Consider the following 5914-nt stretch of genomic DNA (forward strand, 5'->3'; position numbering starts at 1 on the left):
TTTCTGCGCGGCCCGCCCCGGCTTGCAGGCGGCGCTGCCGTTCTTTCCGGCGACGTCGCGCCGCGCGCTGCTCGCATCGGTCGGCAAGACGCCGCTGCTGCCGGACGGCCACGGGCAGTTCGGTCATGCGTTCGGCAGCGATCCGTGGCTGTCGGTGCTGCTCGCGCATCGCGACGGCGACACGCCGCGCCGCGCGGCCGTCTGCTCGCTCGCGCTGAACGGCTATTACGCGATCGCCGACGTCGCGTTCGCGCCGGACGCGACGTTCTCGCTCGACGACGAGGCGTGACATGGTGCGACCCATTCACTTCACCTACCGGATCGAGCGCGACGCGCGGCGGCCGGTCGCGGTTGCCGCGAGCGCGTACCGGATGCCGCTCGACACGCCCGCCGACTATGCGCGCGCCGCGCTCGCGGAAAGCGCCGGCGACGTGTACGACGCCGGCGCCGTGCATACGGGCGATGCACTCGGCGGCGAGCGCCGCGTGTTGCTCGACCACGTCCAGTACTTCGCATTCCTCGCCGAAATCACGGCACGCATCCGCGACGCCGTGCATCCGGACGCACGCGTATTCATCGAAGTCTGCGCGCCGTACTTCGGCGCGCTGCCGGCCGAACTGCTCGCACCGCACGTGCTGCTCGGCGTGCACCTGTACGACGAAGCGTTGCGCGATGCCGCGCGCGGCGCACCCGTCGTATGGATCGGCGACCGGATCCTGCGCGACGCGGAGTTCGCCGGCGACAACCGCGTGTGCTGCGCGATCTGGCCCGCGCGGCTCGCCGACGCCTTCGACGCGCAATTGCGCGGCGCATGGCCGGCGTATGCGATTCGCCTCGACCCGCACCCGGCCGCCCCGCGTGCCGCCGCCACGACGCTTACCGATTCCGCCCATCATTCCGGCGCCGCCGCGCGGCCGGGGAGACCTTGAAATGACTGACACGCTCACCGTAATGCAGGACACGGCCGACATCCGCTGGTCGATGCCCGTCGACGCCCTGATGTCGAACGACTACGCCCTGCGCGAAGAGGCGCTGAACCGGTTGTACGAAAAGGCGAAGGCCGCGCAGTGGGACGTCGCGACCGATGTCGACTGGAGCCACGATCTCGATCCGGCGAACCCGCTCGGCATGCCCGACCCGACGCTGCTGATCTACGGCACCGAGCTGTGGGGCAAGCTGTCGGACACCGACAAGCGCGAGGTGCGCCATCACGCGCAGGGCTGGCTGCTGTCGCAGATCCTGCACGGCGAGCAGGCCGCGCTGATCTGCGCGTCGAAGCTCGCATCGGCCGAAAACGGCCTGAGCGCGCGGCTGTGCGCGGCCGCGCAGATGATGGACGAAGCGCGCCACGTCGAAGCCTACGCGAAGCTCGTGAACGAGAAGCTCGACGTCAGCTACCCGATGAGCCGCTCGCTGAAGGGGCTGCTGCACGACACGATCACGAGCAGCGCGCTCGACATGACGAACCTCGGGATGCAGGTGCTCGTCGAGGGCATCGCGCTGTCGATCTTCCAGAGCGTCGTCGCGTACAGCACCGATCCGTTCATCAAGGACCTGTTCGTGCGGATCCAGCGCGATGAGTCGCGCCACTTCGCGGTCGGCCGGATCACGCTGTGCCGCGTGTATGCGGAGATGAGCGCGGTCGAGCTGCGCGAGCGCGAGGAGTTCGTCTGCGAAGGCGCGGCCGTGCTGTACGAGCACCTGTGCGCGGACGACATCTGGGAACCGATGGGCCTGTCGAAGCGCGAATGCAGCGCGATGGTGCGCGAATCGCCGGTCTCCAGCTCGATCCGCCGCTCGATCTTCCGGCGCCTGGTGCCGACGATCCGCGAGATGGGCCTGCTCACGCCGACCGTGCAGGCGACCTTCGAAAAACTCGACGTCCTCGACTACGCGGCGATGCCGCTCAACTGAACCATGACGACGACCTCCTCCCAAGCGTCACGCGATTTCTGGATCGGCATCGACGCGGTGGCCTACGAGCTGCCGGGCCTGCCCGTCGATATCGAGGCCTGGGCCGCCGAGCGCGACTACCCGGCGCAGCGGGCCGCGGCGATCGCGCACTCGGGCAGCCGCTATTTCCACATGGCGCTCGACACGAGCGAGACCGATCTCGCGATCGCGGCGGCGGCCCGCCTGCTCGACACCGCGCGCGTGCATCCGTCCGACATCGGCGCGATCGTGCACGTGCACACGCAGCAGTTCAGCGTGCCGCCCGCGCCGCGCAGCCTGCCGCACGAGCTGGCCGCGCAGCTCGGCATCGAGCCGTTGTGGCTCGGCTCGGTCGCGCAGCTGAACTGCGTGTCGGTCGCGGCCGGCATCGAGACGGTGCGCGCGCTGATGCGCCGCTATCCGCAGCTCGACGCGGCGCTCGTCGTGTCGTCCGACCGCGTGTACGGCGAGGATTACCGGATGCGGCAGATGACGGGCGTGCAGTGCGACGGCGCGGCCGCGATGCTGATCGCGCGCAACAGCACGAAGAACCGGCTCGGCGGCATCGCGATCGAGACGCATGCGAAATGGCATCGCGGCTCGGACACCGTCGCCGCGAACGAGGCCGACCTGATCATGATGGAGTGGCCGTACACCCGCAAGGCGATCGACGCGGCGGTCGCGCTCGAGCCGTACGCGCTCGACGCGTACGAACTCGTGCTGCCGCACAACGCGGACCTGCCCGGCTGGAACGCGCTGTGCCGCGCGATGCGCGTGCCGGCCGAGCGGCTCTATGCGGAAAACATCCATGCGCGCGGCCATGCGTGCTGCTCGGACTTCCCGATCAACCTGGCCGACGTCGGGCTCGACGCGGTCGCGCGCGGCCAGCGCGTGCTCGGCGTGATGCAGTCGAACTGCGGCGCGTACGCGGCCGCCACGCTCCATCCGGTGGGCCGCCATGACGCCTGAGCGCCCGCTTCCGCCCGCCGGCGACCACGCGTGGATCGCCGACCTGCGCACGCCGTGCTACGTGTACGAGCCGGAGGTCGCGATCGCGCGCTACCGGTCGCTGAAGGCGCAGCTCGGCACGCGGCTGATCGTGTCGCTGAAGGCGAACCCGAACCAGGACATGCTCGCCCGCTGCGCGCATGCGTACGAGGACGGCGTCGAACTCGCGAGCCGTGGCGAACTCGATGCGGTGATCGGCCGGATCAAGACGCCGCGCTACCTGAACAACCCGTCGATGGACGAGATGTTCATGCGCGCCGGGCTCGCGTCGCGCTGCCATTTCGTGCTCGACAACCCGGACGCGGTCGCGCGCTTCGTGCCGCTGGCGCGCGAGGCGGCGGCCGGCGGCAGCACGCCGGGCGCCGTGCTGCTGCGCGTGAATGCCGGGGCGCTGGCCGGCGACGATGCACGCGCGCTGTGGCACGACCACTTCGGGATGACGCCGAACGAGGCGCACGACGCGGTGCGCACGCTCGCCGCCGCCGGTTTGCCGGTCGCAGGGCTGCACGTGTTTTCCGGCCCGCATTCGTTCATCCGCCAGGACGCGACGCAACCCGACACGCTCGTGCTGCCCGAGCGGCTCGCGGCGCTCGCCCGCGATCTCGCGCCCGCCAACGGCGCGCCGCTCGCGTCGCTGAGTCTCGGCGGCGGTTTTGCCGACGATCACCCGGGCGATGCCGCGTTCGAGCGCTATGCCGCTGCGCTCGCACCGCTGGCCGGCCAGTACTCGCTCGCGCATGAATCCGGCCGCGCGATCTTCGCCGATGCGGGCGTGTTCGCGACGCGCGTCGTCGCGGTCAAGACGTGGCAGGACCGCACGATCGCCGTCTGCGACGGCGGGCTCTCGCATGCGTTCCTGCTGGCGCAGACCGAATCGGTGATGCGCCGGCTGGCCGCGCCGTCGCTCGTGCGCCGCACTGCGGCGCCGCCGGTACGCGGCGTGCCGACGATCTACGTCGGCAGCACCTGCAGCCGCGCGGACGTGATCGGCCGCGACGACACGGGCGCGCCGCCGCAGGTCGGCGACATCGCCGTGTTCGCACGCTGCGGCGCGTATCACCGCACGTACTCGATGGCGCATTTCCTGTCCCACGAAGCCGCGCACGTGTACGTGCGGCCCGCCTAGACCCACCTGAGAGAGAAGCCGATCATGAACGCCCTGATCAGCGTCGCCGACCTGCTCGAACACGGCGCCGCGCGCTGGCCGCAGCATCCCGCGTATGCCGACGGCGGCGGCACGCTGACTTACGAACAGCTCGCGCGTGCGGTCCGCCGCGCCGCCGCCGCGCTCGCGTCGCACGGTGTGCAGCCCGGCGAGCGCGTCGCCATCTACGCGCCGAAGCGCATCGAAACCGTGGTCGCGATGCTCGCGGCCAACGCGCTCGGCGCGATCTTCGTGCCGGTCAATCCGCAATTGAAGGAAGCGCAGATCGAACACATCGTCGCTGACAGCGGCGCGGCGCTGTTCATGACCGGCGCGCAGCGGTTGAAGCGCCTGCCGGCGCTCGCCGCGCTCGTCGGCGAACGCGCGATGCTGATCGAGGAACTGGCCGACGCGATCCACGCAACCGGCGCCGACACGCCGGCACCGGCCCCCGCCGGCCGGCCGGTGGACGACGATCCGGCCGCCCTGCTCTACACGTCCGGCTCGACCGGCAAGCCGAAAGGCGTGGTCGTGTCGCATCGCAACCTCGTATCGGGCGCGTTCAGCGTCGCCGCGTACCAGGGGCTGGCCGACGACGACGTCGTGCTCGGCGTGCTGCCGCTCAGCTTCGACGCGGGCCTGAGCCAGCTCACGACCGCGCTGGCCGCCGGCGCGTGCTACGCACCGCTCGACTTCCTGCAGCCGGCCGAAGTGCCGCGCCATTGCGACGCGTTCGGCGTGACGTCGATCACCGGCGTGCCGCCGTTGTGGATGCAGCTCGCGTCCGCCGGCTGGAGCGACACGGCGCGCACGCGGATCCGCCGCTTCGCGAACACCGGCGGCCATCTCGCGACGCCGCTGCTGCACCGCCTGCAGGCGGTGTTCACGAACGCCGCGCCGTACCTGATGTACGGGCTGACCGAAGCATTCCGCTCGACCTACCTGCCCCCGGCCGACGCGGCACTGCGCCCGACGTCGATCGGCAAGGCCGTACCGAACGCCGAGATCCTCGTGCTGCGCGCGGACGGCAGCGAATGCGCGCCCGACGAACCCGGCGAACTCGTGCATCGCGGCGCGTTCGTCACGCTCGGCTACTGGAACCGACCCGAGCTGACCGCGCAGCGCTTTCGTCCGCTGCCGCGCCGGCACGGCGAGATCCCGCGCCCCGACGTCGCCGTGTGGTCCGGCGACATCGTGCGCCGCGACGCGAACGGCTACCTGTATTTCGTCGCACGCGGCGACGACATGATCAAGACGTCCGGCTATCGCGTGAGTCCGACCGAAGTCGAGGACGTGCTGTTCGCGCTGCCCCACATCCGCGAGGCCGCGGTGTTCGGTGTGCCGCACGCATCGCTCGGCGAGGCGATCGCCGCGTGTGTCGTGTCGACGCTCGACGCCGACGCATGCCGTGCCGACATCGCACGCGCCTGCCGCGACGCGTTGCCGACCTACATGAGCCCGCTCGTCGTCGAGCCGCTGCCGGCGTTGCCGCGCAACCCGAACGGCAAGATCGACCGCCCCGCGCTGAAAAACCAGTATCGCGACGCGTTCGCGCCCACGAACGAGGAGACCGCCGCATGACCCTGTCGACGCTCGATGAAACCTGCCTCGGCGCGCGCCGCATCGCCGAGCCCGGCACGCTGGCCCTGTCGGGCGGCGTCGTGGTGCTGCCGCCCTCTGTCGTGTTCAGCGCGATCCAGGCGCAGGAACGCCATCCCGGCTACCGGCACCTGCTGCTGCCGCAGGCGCGCTTTGCCCGGCCGCGCGGGATGGGCGCGCTGACGCCCGACGAAGGCACGCGCCTCGCGCCGGGCGGCCGGCCCACGCTGC

5 protein-coding genes and 2 pseudogenes are annotated in these 5914 nt (G+C 71.1%); all 7 read left to right on the forward strand.

Features of this window, described 5'->3' with window-relative positions:
- Positions 1-289: pseudogene (locus G3N98_RS37905) on the forward strand (hypothetical protein); the annotation flags it as partial.
- Position 290: 1 nt separating this feature from the next.
- The gene (locus tag G3N98_RS37910; RefSeq protein ID WP_206150988.1) at positions 291-929 is read left to right on the forward strand and encodes a hypothetical protein; all 639 of its coding nucleotides are present in this window, start codon (positions 291-293) and stop codon (positions 927-929) included.
- A gap of 1 nt (position 930) precedes the next feature.
- Positions 931-1914 (forward strand): ferritin-like domain-containing protein, encoded by a 984-nt coding sequence (locus G3N98_RS37915; protein WP_046547055.1) that lies wholly within the window; start codon positions 931-933, stop codon positions 1912-1914.
- 3 nt (positions 1915-1917) lie between these two features.
- On the forward strand, positions 1918-2901 hold the full coding sequence (locus G3N98_RS37920) for a 3-oxoacyl-ACP synthase (RefSeq protein WP_206150989.1): 984 nt from the start codon (positions 1918-1920) through the stop codon (positions 2899-2901).
- On the forward strand, positions 2891-4066 hold the full coding sequence (locus G3N98_RS37925; protein WP_206150990.1) for a PLP-dependent decarboxylase: 1176 nt from the start codon (positions 2891-2893) through the stop codon (positions 4064-4066). Before G3N98_RS37920 ends, G3N98_RS37925 begins: the two co-directional genes overlap by 11 nt.
- A 24-nt stretch (positions 4067-4090) precedes the next feature.
- Positions 4091-5665 (forward strand): acyl-CoA ligase (AMP-forming), exosortase A system-associated, encoded by a 1575-nt coding sequence (locus tag G3N98_RS37930; protein WP_206150991.1) that lies wholly within the window; start codon positions 4091-4093, stop codon positions 5663-5665.
- A pseudogene (locus G3N98_RS37935) lies at positions 5662-5914 on the forward strand (hypothetical protein); the annotation flags it as partial. The gene G3N98_RS37930 and the pseudogene G3N98_RS37935, both read left to right, overlap by 4 nt.

Source organism: Burkholderia sp. Tr-20390, from assembly GCF_017104595.1.
In the GTDB taxonomy this organism is placed as follows: Bacteria; Pseudomonadota; Gammaproteobacteria; order Burkholderiales; family Burkholderiaceae; genus Burkholderia.